Source organism: Pseudosulfitobacter sp. SM2401 (genome assembly GCF_042932805.1).
In the GTDB taxonomy this organism is placed as follows: Bacteria; Pseudomonadota; Alphaproteobacteria; order Rhodobacterales; family Rhodobacteraceae; genus Ascidiaceihabitans.
In genome coordinates this window covers 566,246-587,913 of the sequence record NZ_CP170633.1, presented here as the reverse complement: position 1 = coordinate 587,913, position 21,668 = coordinate 566,246, and the positions used below count along the sequence as shown (strand labels likewise).

General features: G+C 56.3%; 20 protein-coding genes. 8 read left to right on the top strand and 12 right to left on the bottom strand.

What is annotated here, in order from left to right; all coding sequences use genetic code 11:
- The first annotated feature begins 5 nt into the window (after positions 1-5).
- The 3 genes from ACFIO0_RS03010 to ACFIO0_RS03000 are packed head-to-tail and all read left to right on the top strand — an operon-like array spanning position 6 to position 3,608.
- On the top strand, positions 6-1,496 hold the full coding sequence (locus ACFIO0_RS03010) for a di-heme oxidoredictase family protein (RefSeq protein ID WP_390913452.1): 1,491 nt from the start codon (positions 6-8) through the stop codon (positions 1,494-1,496).
- On the top strand, positions 1,493-2,503 hold the full coding sequence (locus tag ACFIO0_RS03005) for an imelysin family protein (RefSeq protein ID WP_390913450.1): 1,011 nt from the start codon (positions 1,493-1,495) through the stop codon (positions 2,501-2,503). Before ACFIO0_RS03010 ends, ACFIO0_RS03005 begins: the two co-directional genes overlap by 4 nt.
- Before the next feature lies 1 nt (position 2,504).
- Positions 2,505-3,608: a DUF1513 domain-containing protein gene (locus tag ACFIO0_RS03000; RefSeq protein WP_390913449.1), complete on the top strand. Its 1,104-nt coding sequence runs from the start codon at positions 2,505-2,507 to the stop codon at positions 3,606-3,608.
- Here ACFIO0_RS03000 and ACFIO0_RS02995 read toward each other — a convergent pair.
- The 5 genes from ACFIO0_RS02995 to ACFIO0_RS02975 form a co-directional block, all read right to left on the bottom strand.
- On the bottom strand, positions 3,605-4,717 hold the full coding sequence (locus ACFIO0_RS02995; RefSeq protein WP_390913447.1) for a CoA transferase: 1,113 nt from the start codon (positions 4,715-4,717) through the stop codon (positions 3,605-3,607). The genes ACFIO0_RS03000 and ACFIO0_RS02995 overlap by 4 nt on opposite strands.
- On the bottom strand, positions 4,717-5,877 hold the full coding sequence (locus ACFIO0_RS02990) for an acyl-CoA dehydrogenase family protein (protein WP_390913445.1): 1,161 nt from the start codon (positions 5,875-5,877) through the stop codon (positions 4,717-4,719). The genes ACFIO0_RS02995 and ACFIO0_RS02990 overlap by 1 nt, the downstream gene beginning before the upstream one ends.
- 119 nt (positions 5,878-5,996) lie before the next feature.
- Positions 5,997-7,559 carry a sulfatase-like hydrolase/transferase gene (locus ACFIO0_RS02985; RefSeq protein ID WP_390913443.1) on the bottom strand — a complete coding sequence of 521 codons (1,563 nt, stop codon included), beginning with the start codon at positions 7,557-7,559 and terminating at the stop codon, positions 5,997-5,999.
- A 16-nt stretch (positions 7,560-7,575) separates the two neighbouring features.
- Entirely contained in the window at positions 7,576-9,918 is a 2,343-nt protein-coding gene (locus ACFIO0_RS02980; RefSeq protein WP_390913441.1) for a TRAP transporter fused permease subunit, read from the bottom strand.
- Positions 9,919-10,016: 98 nt separating this feature from the next.
- A complete protein-coding gene (locus tag ACFIO0_RS02975) occupies positions 10,017-11,063 on the bottom strand; it encodes a TAXI family TRAP transporter solute-binding subunit (protein ID WP_390913439.1) in 1,047 nt (348 codons plus the stop codon).
- Positions 11,064-11,194: 131 nt separating this feature from the next.
- Between ACFIO0_RS02975 and ACFIO0_RS02970 the strand changes: the two genes are divergently transcribed.
- Both ACFIO0_RS02970 and ACFIO0_RS02965 read left to right on the top strand, forming a co-directional pair.
- Positions 11,195-11,659, top strand: a complete 465-nt coding sequence (locus ACFIO0_RS02970; RefSeq protein ID WP_390913437.1) for a MarR family transcriptional regulator — start codon at positions 11,195-11,197, stop codon at positions 11,657-11,659.
- A gap of 215 nt (positions 11,660-11,874) precedes the next feature.
- Positions 11,875-12,126, top strand: a complete 252-nt coding sequence (locus ACFIO0_RS02965) for a hypothetical protein (protein WP_390913435.1) — start codon at positions 11,875-11,877, stop codon at positions 12,124-12,126.
- A 2-nt stretch (positions 12,127-12,128) separates the two neighbouring features.
- On the opposite strand, the gene ACFIO0_RS02960 is transcribed toward ACFIO0_RS02965, so the two are convergent.
- The 6 genes from ACFIO0_RS02960 to ACFIO0_RS02935 form a co-directional block, all read right to left on the bottom strand.
- On the bottom strand, positions 12,129-12,908 hold the full coding sequence (locus ACFIO0_RS02960; protein ID WP_390913433.1) for an IclR family transcriptional regulator C-terminal domain-containing protein: 780 nt from the start codon (positions 12,906-12,908) through the stop codon (positions 12,129-12,131).
- A 13-nt stretch (positions 12,909-12,921) separates the two neighbouring features.
- Positions 12,922-15,159, bottom strand: a complete 2,238-nt coding sequence (ptsP, locus tag ACFIO0_RS02955) for a phosphoenolpyruvate--protein phosphotransferase (protein ID WP_390913431.1) — start codon at positions 15,157-15,159, stop codon at positions 12,922-12,924.
- A 43-nt stretch (positions 15,160-15,202) separates the two neighbouring features.
- Positions 15,203-16,441 carry an aspartate kinase gene (locus ACFIO0_RS02950; protein WP_390913430.1) on the bottom strand — a complete coding sequence of 413 codons (1,239 nt, stop codon included), beginning with the start codon at positions 16,439-16,441 and terminating at the stop codon, positions 15,203-15,205.
- 74 nt (positions 16,442-16,515) lie between these two features.
- Positions 16,516-17,160 (bottom strand): SDR family NAD(P)-dependent oxidoreductase, encoded by a 645-nt coding sequence (locus tag ACFIO0_RS02945; RefSeq protein ID WP_390913429.1) that lies wholly within the window; start codon positions 17,158-17,160, stop codon positions 16,516-16,518.
- A 4-nt stretch (positions 17,161-17,164) separates the two neighbouring features.
- Positions 17,165-17,608: a DUF1178 family protein gene (locus ACFIO0_RS02940; protein WP_390913427.1), complete on the bottom strand. Its 444-nt coding sequence runs from the start codon at positions 17,606-17,608 to the stop codon at positions 17,165-17,167.
- 73 nt (positions 17,609-17,681) lie between these two features.
- Positions 17,682-18,155: an NUDIX domain-containing protein gene (locus ACFIO0_RS02935; RefSeq protein WP_390913425.1), complete on the bottom strand. Its 474-nt coding sequence runs from the start codon at positions 18,153-18,155 to the stop codon at positions 17,682-17,684.
- Positions 18,156-18,348: 193 nt separating this feature from the next.
- Between ACFIO0_RS02935 and modA the strand changes: the two genes are divergently transcribed.
- Genes modA through modC form a run of 3 tightly spaced genes read left to right on the top strand, consistent with a single transcriptional unit; the run spans position 18,349 to position 20,891 of the window.
- Positions 18,349-19,089: a molybdate ABC transporter substrate-binding protein gene (modA, locus tag ACFIO0_RS02930; protein ID WP_390913424.1), complete on the top strand. Its 741-nt coding sequence runs from the start codon at positions 18,349-18,351 to the stop codon at positions 19,087-19,089.
- Between the two features lie 3 nt (positions 19,090-19,092).
- A complete protein-coding gene (gene modB / locus ACFIO0_RS02925) occupies positions 19,093-19,794 on the top strand; it encodes a molybdate ABC transporter permease subunit (RefSeq protein ID WP_390913422.1) in 702 nt (233 codons plus the stop codon).
- Positions 19,791-20,891 (top strand): molybdenum ABC transporter ATP-binding protein, encoded by a 1,101-nt coding sequence (modC, locus tag ACFIO0_RS02920; RefSeq protein ID WP_390913420.1) that lies wholly within the window; start codon positions 19,791-19,793, stop codon positions 20,889-20,891. Before modB ends, modC begins: the two co-directional genes overlap by 4 nt.
- On the opposite strand, the gene ACFIO0_RS02915 is transcribed toward modC, so the two are convergent.
- A complete protein-coding gene (locus ACFIO0_RS02915) occupies positions 20,888-21,667 on the bottom strand; it encodes an EcsC family protein (protein WP_390913418.1) in 780 nt (259 codons plus the stop codon). The genes modC and ACFIO0_RS02915 overlap by 4 nt on opposite strands.
- Between the last annotated feature and the right edge of the window lies 1 nt (position 21,668).

Genomic DNA, 21,668 nt, shown 5'->3' with positions numbered 1-21,668 from the left:
CGCTAATGGCGGGCCTTTTTGGGTCCGCCGCCGCTGCCAACCCCTTAGATGAACCGCACCTGAACATCATTCCGCGCACGCCGTCCGAGGCGGCGCGTGTCGCGCGCGTTACGACCCCAACAACAGATTTTTCGACCATGACACGGTTCGAGGACCTGCCAGCGGGTGCTGCAACCGTACGTGCGCGCAACAATGCAGATGCGTTTTCGCAGCCGTCCAAAAACATCAGTTTCGAAAACGAACTGACGTTCAAAGTCGGCAACGGATTGTTCCGCAAATTGTGGGTGTCCTCGCCGTCCTCAACCTTGGCATCTGACGGGCTGGGCCCTTTGTACAACGCGCGGTCGTGCCAGCGGTGCCACATCAAAGACGGGCGTGGTCACCCCCCCGAGGCTGGCGACACAAGCGCTGTTTCGATGTTTTTGCGGATCTCGATCCCCGGGTCACTAAACGACAACACCGCCCAAATAAAAGACTACCTTGCCACCCAAGCGGACCCGACCTACGGCACCCAATTGCAAGATTTTGCATTGCCCGGCCACCCTGCCGAATACAAAATGGGCGTCACCTATACCCACGAGGTCATCGAACTGTCTGATGGCGAAACAGCGACCTTGCGCCACCCGGGTTACGAGGCGCTGAACCTTGGCTATGGACCGCTGCACAAGGACGCAATGCTCAGCCCGCGTGTTGCGCCACAAATGATCGGGCTTGGTTTGCTAGAGGCGATTCCGACGGCGGACATCCTTGTCTTAACGGACCCGGATGACCTCGATGGCGATGGTATTTCAGGGCGCGAAAACATCGTGTGGTCGGCGCAATTCAATCAACCGATGCTGGGCCGTTTCGGACTGAAGGCAGGTGCGCCAACAGTACGTGAACAATCCGCCGCCGCCTTTGCCGGTGACATAGGTATTTCGTCGCCGCTGTTTCCGAATGGCGCGGGCGAATGCACCGCCGCGCAAACCGAATGCCAAAACGCGCCGCACGGTGATGCCGATGATCGCGGGTTCGAAATTGACGACGATATCCTTGATCTGGTGACGTTTTACAGCCGCAACCTCGCTGTACCTGCGCGACGCGATGCAGCTGATCCCGATGTGTTGCGCGGCAAACAGGTGTTTTATGAAACCGGTTGCGCGTCCTGCCATCACCCCAGTTTCGTCACCCATCGCCTTGCCGATCAACCCGAACAAAGCTTTCAGCTGATTTGGCCCTACACGGACATGTTGTTGCATGACATGGGCGCAGGCTTGGCCGACAATCGGCCCGAAGCCCGCGCGACCGGACAGGAATGGCGAACCCCGCCGCTGTGGGGCATCGGCCTAACGCAGCAAGTCAGCGGTCACAGTTATTTCTTGCACGACGGGCGCGCGAGATCCTTGCTCGAGGCGATCCTTTGGCACGACGGCGAGGCCGCACCGACAAAACAAAGCGTCGTTGACATGCAAAAGGCTGACCGCGACGCCTTGATCAAATTCTTGGAGAGCCTATGAAACATCTGTTTTTTGCTGTGATCATCTCTGCGATGCCCGTAGTCGCATTTGCTCAAAACGCTGTGACATCGGGCATTGTTCAAAATCACATCCTGCCCCGGTTTGAACGTTTGGCGCACACCTCACAAAAACTGGCGAGCGCGGCAAAATCAGACTGCAGCGCGACGTCGCAACCTTTGCGCGCCGCCTACGCTGACGCGTTTGATGCATGGATTTCGGCCAGCCACTTGCGGTTCGGCCCAACTGAAATCGATGACCGCGCCTTTGCGCTTGCGTTTTGGCCTGACAGTCGCGGCGCGACGCCCAAAGCGCTAAACAAACTGATCGCAGACCAAGACCCGATCGCCGAAAACCCGGCCAGTTACGACGCTGTATCAATCGCAGCCCGTGGATTTTATGCGCTCGAATTTTTGATTTACGATCAGTCCTTTAGCGCTGCAGGTGATGACAGGTATCGCTGTATGCTGATCCAAACCATTGCCGCAGACACAGCGATTTTGAGCCACGCGATAGCGCAAGAATGGGCCGCGGATTACGGGAACGTTTTAAAAACACCCTCGGCCACTGGCACGTATCGATCAGACGAAGAAGTGCTTCAAGAATTGCTCAAGGCCCTGTCCACAGGGTTGCAATTTACGTCCGAAACACGGCTAGGCCGTCCGCTGGGAACCTATCAGAAACCACGTCCGACCCGCGCCGAGGCATGGCGCTCTGGCCGCTCGGCACAGCACGTCGAACTTAGTCTGTTGGCGCTGCACGACTTGGCAACGCGGCTTGCAGGCGACAACGACGATTTAGCGGCAGCCTTGGACGTTGCCTTTGATCGCGCGACACACGAATTGGCACAACTGAACGATCCGATCTTTGCTGGTGTTGCTGACCCTCAGAACCGGATCAAAGTCGAAGTGATCCAACAATCTGTTGAGCGTATCCGCGTCATAGTGCGCGACCAGCTGGGCCCTGAACTGGGCGTTGCAGCAGGGTTTAACGCGTTGGATGGCGATTAAAATGGCAGTTTCAAACCCAAGTCGTCGTGGCTTTATTGCAGGTTTGATGGCCACTGGTCTGATGCCTGCCGCAACTTGGGCGGATGCCGGATCACCCAATTATTTGTCTGCCGCTGCCCTGCCCGACGGCACGTTCGTGTTGTGCGGAATAAGTGCCACCCTCAAAGTGTTGTTTCAAATCCCCCTGCCCGGACGTGGCCACGCCGCAGCAGCGCATCCCAACCGACCAGAAGCCGTGGCATTTGCGCGCCGGCCCGGTACATTTGCAATTGTGTTCGATTGCGTCACGCATAAATCCAAAGCGATCCTGGCAGCACCGGAAGGCAGGCATTTTTACGGGCATGGCACGTTTTCAAAAGATGGAGCTTGGCTATTCACCACCCAAAACGACTACGAGGCAGGCCAAGGTCGCATCGGCGTCTGGGATGTTCAGGCAGGTTACGCAAGGGTCGCTGAATTCCCCAGCGGTGGGATCGGGCCGCACGACATTAAACGTCTGCCATACAGCGATATTTTGGTTGTCGCCAATGGCGGGATCGACACGCATCCTGACTCTGGGCGCACAAAACTGAACATCCCAACAATGCGACCCAACCTGTCGTACCTAAAGGACGATCGCATCGTAGATGTCGTTGAATTACCGGCCAGTTTGCACAAAAACTCTATCCGCCACCTTGCCGTTTCATCGGTAGGTCACGTCGCGTTCGGAATGCAATGGCAGGGGGACACGGATGTGACCGGATTGGTCGGCGTTCATCAACGTGGAAGCAACCCAGTGGTTTTCTCAGCGCCACCCGATGCAACTCGCGCCTTGCAAGGGTACATTGGCAGCATCGCCGTTGGGTCCGACAACGCGACCATTGCCGTGACATCCCCGCGCGGCGGCGTGGTCCAAACCTATGACGCGAAATCAGGTCGCTTTCTACGATCGGTTCCATCAGAAGATGCCAGCGGCATTGCCGCAAACACCGACGGTTTCATCACGACTTCGGGTTTAGGGATTTTGCAGCGGATTGGCGGATCGTCGACGGACCACCCACAGAAACTGGCGTGGGACAATCATCTGGTTTCGATAAATTCATCGCATGCGAATATCCGCGGCTAGCCAAATTCTTTGCGCAGAAATTCAGTGTGTTGACCCAATCCGGGAACAGGTTTCGGTGAGAAATCAGGCCCTCGCCCGGCGGGGCGCGGCATGCTTGCGATCTGCCCGTCTGGCAACATCACATCTGTGCGGCGCAAGGCAGGATGACTGCCTAAGTCTTTCAGTTCGTTGTATTTTCCAAAAGCGACACTGGCACGGGTCAAGCGTTCCACCGCACTAGCAACTGTCAGGTTGGCAAAAACCGGTTCCATTTCGGTGTCCAAAAGCGCGCGATTTTTGACGCGATCCGAATTCGTTGCAAACGCAGGGTTGGTTGGCAAATCGGGGCGGTCCAGCGCAGTGTCGCACAGACGCGCAAATTCCGCATTGGTCTGCACCGCGATGATCAACGTACCATCCGAACAGGCAAACGGACGGTAGGGGTAAATCGTCGCGTGGGACAATCCAAAGCGCCCGGTGACCTTGTCTGTATGTTCAAAATGCAAAAGCGGCACCGCCATCCAGTCGGCCATGCAATCGAACATCGAAATCTCGATCTGGCGGCCCTTTCCTGATTTCCCACGCGCAATCAGCGCCTCAAGAATAGCAGAGTGCGCGTTCATGCCAGTGGAAATATCCGCCGCCGACACCCCGACTTTGGATGGGCTATCAGGCGTGCCGGTGACCGAACACAGCCCACTTTCCGCCTGGACCAACATGTCGTAGGCGCGCATGTCAGCGTACGCAGTGTCCTGCCCGTATCCGAGAATTGCGACAGAAATCAAGTTCGGAAATTCACGAGCAAGGACGTCATTCCCCAACCCCATCCGGTCCATCGCGCCAGGGATCAGGTTTTGCACAAAAACGTCCGCTTGATTTAGCATCGCGCGCAGGATCGCCAGGTCACCACCATTTTTCAAATCCAAAATCGCGCTTTCCTTGCCGCGATTGAGCCATGCAAAATAGGCCGAGGTGCCTTTGACCGCCGTATCGTAATGACGCGCAGTTTCGCCTTCGGGCCGTTCGATTTTGATCACCCGCGCCCCCGCATCGGCAAGGCGCAATGTGCAAATGGGCGCGGCCACGGCTTGTTCAATCGCCACGACCAAAAGGCCGTCCAACGCGCCCATCAATAGGACCGTGGAAGCCCGAGAACATGCTCGGACAAATACGATAAAACCAAATTGGTCGAGATCGGTGCCACCTGATACAAACGCGTTTCGCGAAACTTGCGTTCGATGTCGTATTCTTCTGCAAACCCGAACCCTCCATGGGTCTGAACCGCCGCATTTGCGGCCTCATTTGAGGCGTCAGCCGCTAGCATTTTCGCCATGTTTGCCTCGGCCCCTGCACTGTCGCCCGCCTCGTAGATCCGCAGCGCCTCACGTACCATCAATTCCGCAGCGCGCATATTGGCGTAGGCCTTGGCGAGAGGGAATTGTACGCCTTGGTTTTGACCAATCGGGCGACCAAATACCGTGCGATCCTTGGCATATTCAACGGATTTTCCGATCAGCCATTTGGCGTCTCCGATACATTCCGCAGCGATCAGAATACGTTCCGAATTCATTCCCGACAGGATGTAACGAAAGCCCTTGCCGGCCTCACCAATCAGATTGGCCGCAGGCACACGCAGGTTGTCGAAAAACACTTCTGTTGCGGCGTGGTTCATCATCGTGCGGATGGGGCGGATCGTCAGGCCGTTGCCGAGGGCTGCGCGCATATCGACAATAAACACAGACAAACCTTCGGTCTTTTTCATGCCCTCGCGCAGGGGCGTGGTACGCGCCAACAGGATCATCAGATCGGAATGTTCGGCGCGGCTGGTCCAGATTTTCTGACCGTTGATCACATAGTCATCGCAGTCCAGAATAGCCGTGGTTTTTAGTGCCCCCGTGTCCGTGCCCGATGTCGGTTCGCTTACGCCAAAGGCTTGTAAGCGCAATGATCCATCCGCAATTCCCGGCAAATACTGCTGTTTTTGCGCCTCTGATCCGTGACGCAATAACGTGCCCATCGTGTACATTTGCGCATGACACGCACCGGCATTCCCGCCAGATTTGTGGATTTCCTCAAGGATCGCCGCCCCCGCAGACAAAGGCAGTCCTGCGCCGCCATATTCTTCTGGAATGAGGGCCGCCAACCAACCGGCTTGCGTCAATGCCGCAACGAATTCAGTGGGATACGCCATCTCTCGATCTAATGTGCGCCAGTATTCGCCCGGAAATTGCGCGCATAATTTTGCAACGGCATCGCGGATATCCTCGTAGATGTCTGGGTCATTTGCCATCGGGTAAGTCTCGCTTTGGGATGCACATTGCTAGGCAGAGATGAGAATTTTCGCAAGGCATAGACGTGCTGATCGACGCTGCCAAACTCCGGAGGGATCCAAGCGCCATCGCGACACGTCTATGCGATCCGATCCGGCAGTGGGCTTTCATCCATTTGGGCAGTCAAATGATGGGTCATACGTTCCGCCAAATGCGCGCGGGCCGCAAAATGATCGGCACTGTCCCACAGATTGAGTGTCTCGTTCGGGTCTGCTGACAGATCATACAACTCGCCCCAATCCTGATCCAGATACATCGTGTAGCGCCATTTTGGCGTGATCAACGCACGGACCCGCGCCGGCGTTTCGAACCCCAAACGCATGCCCCCATCGTTGTATTCAATCAACAATTCGTCGCGCACGCCGTCCGCACCTGCCGTTGCGCCACAAAAGCTTTTGCCTTGATTTCCGTTAAACGGCTCGATCCCGACACGGTCCAAAATCGTTGCGGCCAGATCGACAGTCGAAGCCAACGCATCAGACGACGCTGCTGTCCGATTGTCCGGGTCAGACCAGATAAACGGCACCCGCGTGATCCCACGAAACGGCAACGCGCCTTTCAGCAGCATGTTGAAATCCCCAAGGTAGTCACCGTGATCGGACGTGTAACAAATCACGGTGTTTTCAAGTTGCCCGTTGCGTTCTAATGCAGCGACGATATCGCCCACCGCGTCATCTACAAACGCCATCATACCTGCGGTTAGCGCCATCGCTTCTTTGATCTGCTGATCGTTTAACATCATCGCGGTTTGCGGAATTTTTTGACCAACACCGTTCTGTAGATTGTCATCCAGCCAACGCATCGGTGGCGTCGGGTTTTGATGCGCAGAATACGGCAGCGTGATGCCAAAATCATCGGGGTCGTACATGTCCCAATATTTGCCCGGCGGGTTAAACGGGTGGTGCGGATCTGGAAAGGACACAAAGCTAAAGAATGGATCCTCTTCGCCCACACGACTGTCTAGATAGTCGATAGCGCGGTCGCGCACGTAGGCGGTTGGGTACAGGTTTTCCGGGATTGGAGTGCGGTAGGCTTGCGGGCAAGAATAGTCGTGCGGCAGTTGGTTCGCATCGTCGTGCAATGCCTCCCAATTGTCAGCGTTTTCACGGAACCATTGGCGATAATGCCCACCGCAGCGATCACCGTGTGTTGTGACCATATCGACGTGTTGATAGCCGTAATACGGCGTCTTGAACGCATATCGCCCATCGGCTGTGTAACGCCCCGGTTCTTCTTGGCCATAGTCCCCGTCGTCGCGGCGCCATGCGTCTTTTCGGGCGGCGATCTGATCCAGAGTAACGTCCATGGGCGGCATATTGGTAAAGGGTTGCAGGTGGCTTTTTCCAATAGCGGCGGTGTGATAGCCCGCCTCGGCCAGCAGATCGACAAATGTGTTGGCGGACAATGGCAAACGGCAACCATTGTGGCGCAAACCATGACGACTGGGATAGCGACCCGTCAGCAAAGATGCGCGGTTCGGCATGCACACAGGCGACGCCACATGGAAGTTGTCAAACCGCGTGCCTTTGGCAGCAATCGCGTCAATATTCGGCGTTTTCAAAACCGGATGCCCGTAACATCCCAGCCAATCCGCACGTTGCTGATCGGTGATTAAAAACAGAAAGTTTGGGCGTTTGCTCATCTCATGTGCTCCGACTTTAGCTGACGAGTGCGGGTTGGGTCCGGCTTTGGGCATGATGCCAAATGACCGATGCAAACGCCGCGATCAGCGCACTGACGTGGATGATTTCCGGGCGCATCATGATCAGCACGGCCAGCGTCAAACGGATCAAAACCCACGTCAACGTCAGCGCCTTTGCGTCGAACCGCGCAAGGGCGCTGGCAACAAGGTAAAGTGCTGCCATCAGGCGGAAAATCAGCCACAACAGCGACGTCATGCTCACGCCATTTTCGTATCCCGGCAATGGCGCGCCAATCGGGCTGGATGGGTCGATAAGCGCTTGATCAATCAGCAGAAATTCTGGGTAGAATGCAAAGACAAACGGGATGGCAAACATCACGATGCCTGAACGCACGGCACTAAAACCTGTGGCCATTGGATCGGCCTTGGTGATTGTGGCCGCCGCAAACGCAGCCAGTGCCACAGGCGGCGTAATGGCCGAGGCCACAGCAAAATAGAAGATGAACATATGCGCGGTAAACGTCGCAATTCCGAGCCCGATCAGCATCGGCCCCATCAACAAGGCAACGTTGATATACGCCGGCACCGCAGGCATCCCCATGCCCAACAAAACCGCCAGAAACATCGTGACCAACAGTGCAATAAACTGGAACATCGCCGACCCGCTGCCCCCCAAATCAAGCGAGAGCAAGAAGCTGAGGATATCGACCGCCACAAAGTTTGAAAGGCCGGTAAAGTTCAGACAAACGTCGATCACTGTGACCGCAAGGAACATCATATAAAGCGTGGACACTGTCATGCCCGCCTCGGCCAACGCATCCAAAACCAAACGTGGTTTATTGCGAAACTCTTTGTCGAGGAACAACAAAAGCGTCACAAAAGCTGCCGCCCACCAGCCTGTCGCGCCAGCGTCCCCTGCAGCGTTCTGGAACACTTCGAGCAACCAAGGCAAATTCACCCCGCGACACGAGTCGCCGTTGATGATTGTCTCAACCCCCAACAGCCAGCCCATGGGGCCGCAACCAACAACGTCTTTGGGCGTCAACAACAAGACAAGGATCAGCAAAATCGGCAGGAAAATTTGGGAAAGATGCAGAAAATCCGCGCGCGTCAAACGCATGTCTTCGGTCAGATCACCAAACGCTACTAGCCCTTGTTTGCGCGACTGAAACACCGCCGACAGGAACAGACAAAAGAAATAAGCGATCGCCGGGAGTGCCGCCGCCACGATGATATCGCGGTACGGAACGGCCGTCAGCGCGGCGAGGATAAACGCTGCAACCCCCATGACCGGCGGCATGATTGAGCCACCAGAGGACGCTGCGGCCTCGACCCCGCCTGCAAACGTCTTGGAAAATCCCCGCTTTAGCATCATTGGAATTGTCAGCACGCCAGTGGACAGCACGTTAACCACAGGCCCGCCAGTGATTGTGCCGAACATCGCAGACGACACGATTGCCGCATGCGCAGGCCCGCCCCGCAGCTTGCGCGTCCAGCGAAATGCCAGCTTGATCAGCGATTGACCACCCGCCGATTTACCGAACATCGCGCCTAGAATAATGTAGGGGAAAACCACATTCATGATGACATTCATGAACCGCCCCAGCATCCCTGAGGCGTTGTTCACCAGCGCGTCATGGACGTTCGGACGACCATCCAGAAACGTGCGCGGCTCGCCCCCCATTTTGGTCATCAGGTATTTGTTGATGTCCTCGGGGCCGTGAAAATACCACACCAAAACCGTCGCGATTGTATAAAGCGCAATGACCAAAGACACGAGGACCAGCGGCAGGCCCCAAACCTTGATATTGTAGCCCAAAAACACCAACATCGACAGACCCATGATCGCCACCAGCCACACACCAGTGGTCGACACACACCGCGGGTCCTCGACGGTATCAGGCGCCGGAAGACCCATTTCATCGGCAAATGCGATCTCGGCCTTGAGGGTTTCTGCGATCAATCGGGCGCGGTTTCCGTTCAGCGCATCAATCAAACAAACGCTATCGATTTCAATAAGATAGGTAAGCGAGATGGTGAAAGCGGACACGACCAACGCGACATCCATGAACAGACCAAAGCCGGCCCGGCCAGTGCCTTGCCACGCCCGCCACATTGAGTGCTTGAGCGCGACGACACTCATCATGATGAAAAAGATGATCGGGTAGAACCACTCGGTCGCAAAACTGCGCACCTTCAGTTTTTCAATGCCTGTCACGCCACGCCACATGTCATCCCAACCAGGGATCGTCGGCATGCTGTTCAACACGCCCAGCAGCATAAACAGCAGCGCCATTGCGTACACCAACCGGTTCGGAAAAACCGATTGGAACTGCTCAGCGTGAGATTTTTCAGCCATGAGTGCGTGTAACCTAAACGTTGCTCTTACGTGGAAAAAGACACCGCCCCGGGTTCAAAAGTGAATGAGGCGGCGTCGGTATTAAATCGCAAGACGTGTTACTTGTCTTCGGCGCAGTCAGGGATGTCGTACCCTGCCTCTTCCCATGCACGCACGGCACCCTTGTGGTATTTCATAGGGTTAGCACCACACATGCCCAAACCAGGGTTGTCATAATTGACGGTATCCCCGAATGGCGCTTTGGCTTTCAGCGCATCAAGCGAAGCGACGTAGACCTTGACCAGATTGTAAACCAGCTCTTCGTCCATGTCTTTGTGAACGACATCGCCGCCGATCGTCGCCATGCCACGGAACGTCGCGTCCTCTGAAACGAATGTCCAATCTTCGCCCATGATCGCTTGTAGGTCTGCAACTGGCACTTCGACTTTATCGCTGCCCGGTGCCTTCATGTATTTCTGCATCGGCTCGCTGTCGTAGATGTCTTTTGGCAAGGACCATGCGGTCATCTTGCCCGAAGACCCAAGGGTCGAGATCCGCCCGCTCGGAAACAGCTCTGGCAACACAACTGCGTCAGGTTCACCGCCACCGATAACCGAGGCTGCTTGGCCCCAATTCGCTTGCAGACCGGTATAGCCTTCGCCGTCTTTTAGACCTGTAGCGATTTGAATGATCGTGCGACCATTCGTCAACGCACCGCCACGTGGCGGGCCGTTAAAGATGGTCTTGCCCTCTAGGTCATCCCAGCCTTGGATGTTCTTTGCATCATACGCGTAAAGAAAGAAAATCCCCAGCGTGTAGGGGTAGATCGAGCGCAGATTTGACGCCAGCTCGGCACCTTTTTCCTTGCCCAGCTTACCATACGGGCCGATCCCACGGCTCATTAAAAACGGAAGAATATGCGGTGTGCTTGCGATATCCGTCTTGCCCTCGGCCACGTTTTGCAACGAATTGGTCAGCGTTTGACCATCGGCCAACTGAATGTTGGCGATGCCGCTGGTGCCGGCAACTTCTGTCAGGTGGCTTGGTGCCAGATGGGTCGCGCCACCTACCGATGCGGTTTCAGCGGTAAGGTTTGCTTGTGCAAACACAGGGGCTGCAAACAATGATGAGGCGGCAAGTGCGCCTGCAAAAAGAAACTTCGACATTTATTCCTCCCAGTCTAAATATGTCCGTCGCCAAGTGTTCGGGCATTGTCGCGCCCTGTCAATTAATTTGTTGCACCTGCAACGAAATCGCCCTCATATAAGAGCAGCCCAACTGACCAACTGAGAACACCATGAGTTTGATTCCGCCAAGCGACGTTGACCAAATTCTGAACATCAGAATTCTGCGACTTGCCTCAAAGCTGACTTTGATTTTCCAGCGCGAAACCCTGCGCCCGGCAGGGATCAAAGTGCAGCAATGGCGGATTATGGTCAGCCTTGCGCAGTTTGACGAACTTCACCTACGATCGTTGGCACGTCATTCATCACAAGATCCGGCACACACCAGTCGGGTGGTCAAATCGATGATTGCTGCGGGCTGGATCAACAGTCGCCCCGATGATCATGACCAGCGGCGAATTCAGTACACGCTGACCGATGAAGGCGTAAAAATCGTCAAAGACATTTGGCCCCGTGCCCAACAATTCGCATCCGACATCGCCGCACTGTTTGAGGCTGACGCATTTGATCAATTCAAATCCATGCTCGATATTGCTGGTGCATCTTGCGATGCCCGCCTCAGCAACTCCGGTTCGTGATCCGAGCTAGGGCCAGACAGTCCGGTTTTCCTGAAAGCGCTGCCGGTTTTTTCCAAAGATGCGTTTCACCACTTTTGAAACCAATTTCATCCAGTATTTTTCGACCAATCCAGTCCGTCCGCGTATTTCCGCCTATTCCTGGAATTATTCCAAATTTCCACCGTTGTTTCGAACGTCAAACAACGCCACAAGGCGCAAAAGAAGCGAGAAGACAAATGAACTGTGACAACATCACTCATCTAGCGTCTCAGACCGAGACCGAAAAACCGCTCCACCCGATTTGGACGTTTTTTGTGCTTGAGGATATCTTGAACAGTTACAAAGAAGCCGGACTGAACGACGCCGCGGGTATTCTTCAAGACGCGATCCATCAGCTGGAAGCCGTCGTTTTGGACCCTGCAATACAGCCCGACCTTCGGCCAGTTTCCGACATTCGACTGTCACCGCAGAATGGCGAACAATCCTAATTTTATGTGCCGAAACTTTGCGGATCGGGCGATCGCCCACCGATCAAGGCGGTAACGCGCTGGGTTGCACCGATCAAATCCGGGGCCCATTTTTCCAGATCTTGCAATGAATAACGCGCGTGGGGCGACCAGATGTTCAACACCGCTACAGGTTCGCTCATGTAGTTGAAAATCGGGGCCGAAATGCCGACCAGATGATCGTATTCTTCGCGATCGTTGGTGGCGTAACCGAGGATACGAACCTGTTGCAAAGCGCTCAGGAACGCCTCCTGCGAGGTAATTGTGCGCGAGTTCAGCGGTGCAAAATCATATCCGTCAAACTTTGCCGCAACAACGCTATCAGGCAGAAATGCGCACAGCGCTTTGCCCGACGCCGAACAATGCATCGGCTCGCGCATACCCGGTCTTTGGTGGCTGCCAAGCGCGTGTTTGGCCTCAAGCATGCGCAGATAAACCACCTCCAGACCGCTGGGCACACCAATGGTCACGTTGCTGTCGCAAACCGCGTGCAAGCGCACCATTTCGTCCAGAGCAACGGCTTGGATATCGTAGCCGGAATAGGCATTGCGCACGAGATCAAAGACCTTGGCACCCAGCAAATACGTCTTGTTCGACTTGTCCATTTGCACAACGTCCTCTGCCACGCCGATGGCCAGCAGGCGATGCATTGTGCTTTTGTTCAGGCCGGATTTCACGACCAACTCGGAAAACGTCAAAGGTGTGCGCGATGCGCCGATCAGCGTCAGCACCGACATAAGCTTGGAAATGATCGAACTTTGCATGCGTGTGCGCCTCTTAGTTTTGCTGGCGCAAATAGTCCATCACCGCAGGGCGCACGGACATGTCGCCGCGATGGCGCGCATCCATAATGACCTTGCGCACGTCTTGCAGATTTGACCGGCGCAACAGGCTTTTGATTGGCCCAATGGACGCAGGGCGCATCGACAGACTGCGCAATCCTATGGCTGTTAGACACAGCGCTTCGACCGGGCGCCCCGCATCTTCGCCGCAGAACGACACAGGCGTGTTCGTATCATTGCAACGTTCCACGATCTGCTCAAGGAACGACAAAAAGCTGACATTCAGCGTGTCATACCGCCTGCGCACCCGCTCGTTTTCGCGGTCCGCTGCGAAAAAGAACTGCTTTAGATCATTGCCACCAATCGAAAGGAAATCCACGTCTTCAAAGAACTTGCGCGGCGCGAACCCAAGGCTTGGCGTTTCCAGCATGGCGCCGACTTCGACTGAGGCAGGCAACACGTGACCCAGCTTGGCCTCGCCTGCCAGTGCTTTGTCGACCTCGGCGCGGGCTTGGGTGTATTCTTCGTATTGCGCCACAAACGGGAACATCAGTGTCAGCGGGCGTCCAGCTGCCGCACGGATCAAGGCCTGCAACTGCATGCGCAAAATCCCGGGTTTATCAAGGCCCACGCGGATCGCACGCCAGCCCAGCGCCGGGTTCGGTTCATCGTTGGGTTTCATGTACGGCAGCACCTTGTCCGACCCGATATCAAGCGTTCGAAAGATCACACGCTTGTCAGGCGCCGCGTCCAGAACCCGGCCGTAAAGCGCGCTCAACTCAGAACGTTTCGGCATCTGGCTGCGCACCAAAAACTGCAATTCAGTACGGAAAAGGCCAACACCTTCGGCACCTGAATTTTCCAGCGACGGCAAATCCGCCATCAGACCCGCGTTCATGTTCAGCTCAATAATGTTGCCGCATTTGGTTTCTGCGCGCTTGTCACGGATCGACGCATAGCGATGCTGCGCCTCGGCCTCCATTGCGATTTTGTCGCGAAACGCCGTGACGACACTGTCATCGGGGCGCAGATGCACGATGCCTTGTTCGCCGTCGACCATCACCTGATCGCCGTTCAGCGCCTCGGTGGTGATGCGCCCCACGTGCACAATCAGCGGGATCGCAAGGGCACGGGCGACGATGGCGGCGTGGCTGCCGACCGACCCTGCCTCAAGGATGATTCCCTTGAGCCCGCGCCCGTAATCCAGCAATTCCGCAGGACCAATGTTGCGCGCAACCAAAATCGGATCGACCGGCATTTCGGCCCCCGTATCAGCACCCTGCCCGGTCAAAATCCGCAGCATCCGGTTTGACAGATCATCCAGATCGCTCAGCCGTTCGCGCAGGTAGCTGTCCGTGACCGTTTCCATCCGCGCACGCGCGACAGATTGTTCTTTTTCGACGGCCGCCTCGGCACTTAGGCCACGGCTGATGTCTTCTTGCATCCGGCGCATCCAGCCCTTGGAATTGGCGAACATCCGATAAGCTTCGAGCACTTGGCGCTGTTCACCGTCGCCAGCCATTTCCAGCATTTTGTCAACGCCGACACGCAGTTCTTCGACAGCTTCTTCGAGGCGTTCCAATTCGCGGTGCGGATCATCAGCAATCGGGTTCGTGACCACAACGCGTGGCTCGTGCAGCCAAATGTGCCCCTCTGCCACCCCTTCTTGGGCGACAGTTCCGCGCAACATCGTAGGCTGTGAATGGCGGGCCGACATCGCAGCGCCCTCGCCGACAAACGCACCCAATTCTGTCATTTCGGCCAAGACCATGGCCACGACTTCTAGTGCGTAAACCTCATCCGGTGAAAACAGTCGCGCGTCCTTGGACTGGACAACCAAAACGCCCAGCGCCTCGCCCAGTCGTTGCACAGGCACACCCAGAAACGACGAAAAGATTTCTTCGCCGGTCTCTGGCATAAACCGGAAGCCCTTGGACCCCGGCGCATCAGCGGTGTTGATCACAACGCGACGTTTGGCGACACGGCCCACCAGGCCCTCGCCCAGTTTCATCCGGGTTTGGTGAACAGACTCCGGGTTAAGGCCCTCGGTCGCGCATAGCTCTAGCGTGTCTTCGTCGCGAAACAGATAGATGGAACACACCTCGCACCCTATGCTATCCGCGATCAGATGGGTGATTTTGTCCAAGCGCGCCTGACCGGCTTCTTCGCCCGCCATGGTGTCACGCAAACGGCCAAGCAGCTTGCGGCTTTCTGTTTCAAAATTCTCGGCCATTTTGGCACGTATCCCTTGGGCGCAGCTTCACCCGATGGGGGAATTAAGCCGCTTTTTCTAACTCAAATGCATCATGCAGGGCTTGGACAGCAAGTTCCACGTATTTTCGGTCAATCAGAACGGAAATCTTGATCTCGGATGTCGTGATAACCTTGATATTGATACCCTCCGCACTCAAGACTTGGAACATCTTGGCCGCGACCCCAGTGTGGCTGCGCATGCCGATGCCGACCACGGACACTTTGGCGACGTCAATATCCGCGATCAGCTCCGCAAAATTGATGGTTCCTGCGTCTTTTGCAGTCGCCATCGCGGCCTCTGCGCGCATCACCTGATCGGTGGGGCAGCTGAACGTCATGTCAGTGCGCCCTTCTTCGGAGATGTTCTGAACGATCATGTCGACATTCACACCCGCATCGCTGAGGGCTGTGAAAATCAACGCCGCGATCCCTGGGCGATCCGCCACCGACACCAACGTCATTTTTGCTTCATCGCGGCTGAACGCGACCCCGGCGACCACATTGCTTTCCATGATTTCCTCCTCGTCGCAGACCAGCGTTCCAGCTTCGTCTGACTGTTCCTCAAAACTGCTGAGCACGCGCAGTTTGACCTTGTAACGCATTGCCAATTCGACCGACCGGGTCTGCAATACCTTGGCACCCAAAGACGCCAGTTCCAACATTTCCTCGAACGCGATCCGATCCAAACGGCGTGCTTTGGAACACACCCGTGGGTCAGTTGTGTAGATCCCGTCAACGTCTGTGTAGATGTCACAGCGCTCTGCCTCAAACGCCGCGGCAAACGCCACGGCCGTCGTATCAGAGCCACCACGCCCTAGCGTTGTGATGCGACCTTCTGGGCTAACCCCTTGGAAACCAGCGACAATCGCCACGCGATGCCCGGCTGCAAAACTTGCCAGAATGTTGTCAGACGGAATTGCCTCGATCCGGGCTGCAGCATGCGCAGAGGTCGTTTGCACAGGCACCTGCCACCCTTGCCAAGAGCGCGCCGACACGTCCATTTCCTGCAGGGTCAACGCCATCAAACCGGCGGTCACATTTTCGCCCGAAGACACAATCGCATCGTATTCACGCGCGTCATACATCGGGGACGTTTCATTGACCCAACCGACCAATTCGTTGGTTTTGCCGGACATGGCCGAGACGATCACGATCACATCGTAACCCTTGGCGACTTCGACGCCGACTTTTTTGGCCGCACGGCGAATGCGGTCCAAAGTGGCCACAGATGTGCCACCAAATTTCATCACAAGAACAGGCATTGTTTCCTCACGTCACTCGCTTGCATCGCGCTTTACGCGGCATCCGTCAAAACTGCAAGACAACCCCACCAAGATCAGTAGGCGTGCGTGCGCCCATCCCATGTTTCAAAGCAGCCCGTGCTCGCAATGTTCAGCGCATCGAAACGCAGGGCCAAGCCTTGTACAGAGGCATCAACGCCAATGTCGGCCGTGCTGCCGCCCATGTCCGTTTGCACCCAACCGGGGTGATAAATGCCAACGGCAATCCCTTCGGGTTTCAAATCGGTTGCCAAATTACGCCCCAAATTCAGCACCGCCGCCTTGGACGCGCGATACATGTAGCTGCCCCCCGGCGCATGGGTGCTGGACGCCATTTGCGATGAAATAATCGCGATCTTTGGGGACTGGGCCATGCGCAACATCGGCAACATGTGCTGGATAGACAAAAACACCCCCGTCACGTTGGCGGCAAAGGTTGCTGCCCACATTTCGGCACCATAGCCATCGTTCAGGTTTTCTTGCTTGTCGAAATAGACCCCCGCATTGCACACCAACAGATCAATCGGACGATCGGCCAAAGCGTCGGCCATTGCAGCATGATCGCTTGGGCGCGTCACATCCAACTGGATGTCGGACGCAACAGAGCGACCGGTGCCCGTCACATCGTTGCCCGCGTCTTTGTACAGGGCGGCCAAACCGGCACCAATCCCACGGCTTGCGCCGGTAATAACAACATGCATGATTTTAGTTCGCTTTCGCTTTTGGAACAAAGGGCAATGGGATCACAGGGACACCGTCGTCGATCAGGGCTTTGGCCTGCTCTGCATTGGCGGTGCCGTAGATCGAGCGTTCAGGTGCGTCACCCAAATGCATATCACGGGCGGTTTTTGTAAAATCTGTGCCGACATAATCCGAATTCGCCTCGACCTGCTGGCGCATCTCACTTAGCGCTGTTTCGGCCTCGTTTTGCGGGACGCTCAGCGCTTTGGACTGGTCCTGATCTGTTGTTTGAACCGCATTGCGCGCCGGACGCACCTTTGGGGTCATCAAAGATTTTGACACATCGGAACTGCCGCACAAAGCGCAGCTTAAATGACCGCCACCCACCAGCTTGTCGAACGCATCCGCAGACTGGAACCAGCTGTCAAAGCTGTGGTCTTGATCGCATTTCAACGTGTATTTGATCATGGGGTCCTACAACATGAAGGTGTCGCAAAAGACTAGCGTGATACGCCGTCAGCGCAAGGCATCAAACGCAAGGTCAGGCCACCAAACGCGGATCGAAATCTTTTAGGATCCGCGCCAGTTCCGGTTCGTCCACCAGCTTGGCGGCTTGCTTGCGGCTTACCCATTTGCGAAGACGCTGTCCGGCTTCGGGATAGACCCTGGACAGGCTTTTGACTTTGATCGCGTAGATCACGGCAACACAGGGCAAATCCACTGCGCCCTCGTTGATCTTGCTGTAAGAATACAAGCCCAAGGGAGAACTGCTGACTTTGCCCTCAACGCCCGCCTCTTCCCATGCTTCTGTGGCGGCGGATTCAGCTGGCGTTTTGCCATCCATCGGCCAGCCCTTGGGAACGATCCAGCGCCCCGTACCACGTGACGTGATAACAAGGATCTGGATTTTGTCTTTGACCACACGATAACAGAGCGCTGCAAACTGCGTGCGCACGTCACTTTTGTGCGCACCGCGCACGCTCAAAGGAAGCTGCTTGATCTTAGGGGCCGTCATTGCCCTGCCTTTTTGTCTTTTGTTTTCGCCAATATAGCTGGTTTTACCAAGAATTTCCAGCCCCCGTACGACTGAGGGCCTAAATTCACGCGTGCACCATGCCCACCGTGACGTTTCACATCATAGTTAATGACTGGTGAATTGCCCTCTATTCGACTTGTGCCACACGAGGCGCTGGGGAATAGTCCCTGCGATGACTTTGCGCGCACATATCAAGGCTTTTGGGCTGATCTCGGTTTTCTTGACCACTGCATCTGCGGTTATGGCGCGGGACGTTACGGTTTTCGCCGCCGCCTCTTTGCGTGGTGCCTTGGACGAAATCGCCGCAACGCATCCTGATGATATCACGGTGTCTTATGCCGGGTCCGGATTGATCGCGCGGCAAGTGGCCCAAGGCGCGCCTGCTGATGTGGTGGTTTTGGCCCACCCGAACTGGATGGATTGGCTCGATGAACGCGCGCAGCTGATTTCGCAGTCGCGCACAAACGTGGCCACAAATGCACTGGTCGTGATTGCGCATATCGACGCCCCTGCGGCTGGGACCATGCCACTGGCGACGTGGCTAAAACCCAAAAAAATAGCGATGGGTCAACGTGACGCCGTGCCAGCAGGCATCTACGCCAAACAATGGCTGGAAACTGTTGGGCTGTGGGGTGATCTGCAACCCAATTTGGTTGAAACCGACAATGTGCGCCTTGCCCTCGCTTTGGTTGCACGCGGCGATGTGCCTGCTGGGATCACGTATCGATCCGATGCAATGTCTGAACCGCGTGTGCAAATCATCCACCAGATTGAACCGGAGACACACACCCCCATTCAATATCCAGCGGCGGCTATTACGGATGCCGGGCGCATGTTTGTGACCTATCTCGCATCACCCGACGCGCAGGCCATTTTCAAATCGCACGGCTTTGCGCCGCGGAATTCGGAATAGACGATGTTGGGGCTTGATCCAGCCAGTTGGGATGCGTTGCGCCTGTCGCTTTTGGTGGCGAGCACAGCGACCATCTGTGCAATTCCTGTCGCACTTTGGGTGGCTTGGTTGCTGGCGCGTGGCCGGTTTCGTGGCAAGGCGGTCCTTAGTGCGTTGGTCCACTTGCCATTGGTTCTGCCGCCCGTTGTCACAGGGTATCTGCTGCTGATGGCCTTTGGGCGCAACGGCCCAATGGGGCAAATCCTAGAAACTGTTTTTGGCGTCAGTATTGCGTTCAAATGGACGGGCGCGGTTTTGGCGGCAATCATCATGGGCTTTCCACTGATGGTGCGTGCAATGCGGTTGGCAATCGAAGCGGTTGACCCCAAGCTCGAAGCCGCAGCGGCGACCTTGGGTGCCTCGCCGCGTTCCGTGTTTACCAGCGTCACTCTGCCATTGATCAGTCCCGGAATTCTGGCAGGCAGCGTCATGGGATTTGCAAAAGCGATTGGCGAATTTGGGGCGACAATTACCTTTGTGGCCAACATTCCGGGACAAACTCAGACGCTGCCTTCGGCGATTTACGCGTTCCTTCAGGTTCCGGGGGGCGAGCCGCGCGCAATTGCGTTGGTTCTGTGGGCCTGCGTGATCGCCATCGGGGCCGTACTGGTGTCTGAGTGGCTGGCCCACCGCGTCGCCCGCCGTATTCGCGGCGCCGCAGCATGAGCGTGCACGTCCACATCACCCACACCATGGGCGATTTTACACTGGACGCTGGGTTTGAAGTCACGGCCGGCGTGACCGCAATTTTTGGCCGTTCGGGTGCTGGCAAAACCACATTGATCAACGCGGTGGCCGGACTGCTGCGCCCTGATGCTGGGCATGTGCGCATCGACGGGGATACGTTATTTGACGCGAGTAAGCGCATGTTTGTCCCCGCACACAAACGGCGCATGGGCTACGTCTTTCAGGATGCGCGCCTGTTTCCGCATCTGAGCGTGCGCCAAAATTTGAACTACGGGGCGCGCCACGCTGCGCGTGGGACGCTAGCAGGTCAATATGATCCGTCGTTCACAGAAGTCGTCGATTTGCTGGGTTTACCCGATTTGCTCACACGCGCGCCGCATGATCTGTCGGGGGGCGAAAAACAAAGGGTGGCGCTTGGGCGTGCTTTGCTGAGCCGCCCACGTATGTTGTTGATGGATGAACCATTGGCAGCCCTTGATGCCACCCGCAAAGACAGCATCCTGCCCTACCTCGAGCAACTGAAATCGGGGGCCGCCGGTTTGCCCATTTTATACGTCAGTCATGCCCTGGACGAGGTTGCGCGCCTTGCCGATCATTTGGTCGTTTTATCCCAAGGCAAAGTTGCAGCCTCCGGTCCGCTGTTTGATGTGCTTAGCGATCCGTCTTTGGTACCGCTGTTGGGCGTGCGACAGGCGGGTGCGGTCATCTATGCGACCGTTGCCGCGCATAATGCCAACGGGATCAGCACGTTGAACGTCGATGCCGGCGCGCTGGAATTACCGGGGGTTCAGGCACCGATTGGCGCGCGGGTGCGATTGCGCGTTCTGGCCCAGGATGTAATCCTTTCGCGGACACGGCCAGAAGGCCTGTCCTCGCGCAACATTTTACCTGTGACAGTGCGCAGTATTCGAACTGGTGCCGGGCCCGGTGCCGCCATAGCACTGAACGCAGGATCAGACCGACTGTTGGCCCGCATTCCTGCAGATGCGGTGGAGAAATTGGAATTGTCCGACGGTGTGGCGTGCTATGCAGTGATCAACGCCACGTCCATCGCACCACAATCGATCGGGCGTTAGGCCGTTTTCACTGGCGTTTTAGCAGGCAATATTTCCAATCGGACGCGTAGATCCGCGACCAGATCCGCGTGATCCCGATCCGCATCAATCGCTAATTTACGCAGCCCAAAATGGATATGCGCCATGTCGGTGTAATAGCTGGTGTATGCGTAATTCGTTGCAGCGCCAGCCACGGCTCCGAAAATCGGCACAGCTTGTGCGGCCAGTTTCTGCCCCAAAACAACCGACAACCGCGGGGCAATGCGCGCCACAATACCCTGCACCGCTGCGCCGCTGAGGGCCGTGCGCGCGCTGAGAAACGCAAGGTCGGCACCGTCGTCGTGTTCCATCGGACCGCCAGCGGCAAACACCTGAACACAGTCGAAACGCACGTTTTCCGCCGTCACGTCAAAACCGTGTTCAGCTGCGACGCCTTCGATCACACGCAACAACAACGTCGTGGTGACCGGCAATTCGGCAAGGGCCGTGGGCAAACCGCCAAAACCACCCGCCGCCCCCATCGCCGCACTGACGGCTGCATTCAACCAGCTGGCTTGATCGGGCACCATGTCGCGCGATTTATGGGCTGCCTTCATCGCTTGTTTTAGGGCCGCTTCGGTCGCGTCCTGCAATCCTTCGCGCGCTGGTTTGGGCAGGCGTTGCAACAATCCATCAGCTTGCAAACCCAACGAGTTCAGCAGATCGATACCAATACCACCTGCGTTTTTGTAGCGCATGGCCAATGCGTCCAATTCAGCATCAACATCGACAACACGGATCATCGGTAATTCGGTCATG